Origin of the sequence: Streptomyces sp. DI166 (assembly GCF_900091315.1) — a bacterium.
GTDB classification, from domain to species: Bacteria; Actinomycetota; Actinomycetes; order Streptomycetales; family Streptomycetaceae; genus Streptomyces; species Streptomyces fuscus.
The window spans coordinates 1-1,668 of record NZ_FLSP01000228.1; the positions used below are offsets into that span (position 1 = coordinate 1).

Genomic DNA, 1,668 nt, shown 5'->3' on the forward strand with positions numbered 1-1,668 from the left:
TTCCTAATCCTTGAGTAAGTGGTTCCAGCTCGTCCCATCAGGGACGTGCCGGACTGGTGTTGTGGTGGGTCTCGCGGTGGTCGCGTGGGCACCGGGCCGACTCCTGTTGGTTCCCGGCCCATGAGGCCTTGAGAGAGAACGGTGCCGCCCGGTGTCTTCGGGCCACCGCGAAACTCACCGGCCTGTGCTGGACGTTGATCGTCGTGGTGTGAGCCCGCCGTATGGCGAACCCCCTTGTTGTCCGCGAGCCTTTGAGCTCTGGCGAAGACCGGGGCCCGTGCGGTGCGCTGGTGCCGCGAACGGCTAGTGAGATGGCGGACCGTCGAGTCCTGGGATTAGGTCGCCGCGTGGCCCGCACAGGCTTGTCACCTGCGCAAACGCACGAGGATGGGAGATCGGCTTGACTGTGTTCTGCGGGATCGACTGGGCCGAGGCGCATCACGATGTGGCCCTGGTCGACCAGGACGGCACCCTGCTGGCCAAGCGCCGCATCAGCGACGACGCGGCCGGCTACCGGCTGCTGCTCGACCTGCTGGCCGAGTACGGAGACAGCGCCGACGAGCCGATACCGGTGGCCATCGAGACCTCCCGCGGCCTGCTGGTGGCGGTCCTGCGGACCGGGAAACGGAAGATCTTCGCGATCAACCCGCTCGCCGCTGCCCGTTACCGGGATCGACACGGCGTCTCGCGCAAGAAGTCCGACCCCGGTGACGCCCTGGTGCTCGCGAACATCCTGCGCACCGACATGCACGCCCACCGGCCGCTGCCCGACGACAGCGACCTTGCCAAAGCCGTCGCGGTCCTGGCCCGCGCCCAGCAGGACGCGGTCTGGTCCCGCCAGCAGATCGGCAACCAGATCCGTTCGCTGCTGCGCGAGTACTACCCCGTCGCGCTGGACGCCTTCCTCGGCAAGCAAGGTGGGCTGGCCCGGCCCGAGGCCCGCGCCGTCCTGGCTGCCGCCCCGACACCGCGCACTGCGGTCCGACTGACCTTGCCGCAGGTCCGGGCCGCCCTCAAACGCGCCGGACGCGTCCGCGGGATCGACGTCGAAGCCGAGCGGATCAAGACCGCCCTGCGCGCCGGGCAGGCCCATCAGCCGCCGTTGGTCGAAGACGCCATGGGTGCACAACTGCTGGCTCTGATAGGCCAGTTGGATGCAGCCTGCCGGGCCGTCGACGACCTCGCCGAGGCGGTGGAGGCGTCTTTTCTCCAGCACCCGGACGCTGAGATCATGCTCAGCTTCCCCGGCATGGGTGTCCAGCTCGGCGCCCGGGTGCTCGCCGAGACCGGTGACGACCGCGAGCGGTTCACCGACGCCCGCGCGCTGAAGGCATACGCGGGATCGGCCCCCATCACCCGGGCCTCGGGCAAGAAACGCTTCGTCGGCCGGCGCTTCATCAAGAACAACCGCCTGGCCAACGCCGGCCACCAATGGGCCTTCGCGGCCCTCAAAGCCTCGCCGGGAGCCGACGCTCATTACCGCAGGCGGCGCGAGCACGGAGACTGGCATGCCCAGGCCCAACGGCACCTGTTCAACCGCATGATCGGACAGCTCTACCACTGTCTCCAGACCCGGCAGCCCTTCAGCGAGCAACACGCCTTCACCTCCTCCTCAGCCGATCTCGCGGTCGCGGCTTGACTTCTTAGGCACGTGAGATGTCTCTCTCC

Annotated in this window: 1 protein-coding gene; it reads left to right on the forward strand. The window is 68.5% G+C overall.

The annotated features are described in order from the left end of the window. The first annotated feature begins 400 nt into the window (after positions 1-400). Positions 401-1,639, forward strand: a complete 1,239-nt coding sequence (locus tag GA0115233_RS39975; protein WP_176712131.1) for an IS110 family transposase — start codon at positions 401-403, stop codon at positions 1,637-1,639. Positions 1,640-1,668 lie beyond the last annotated feature (29 nt).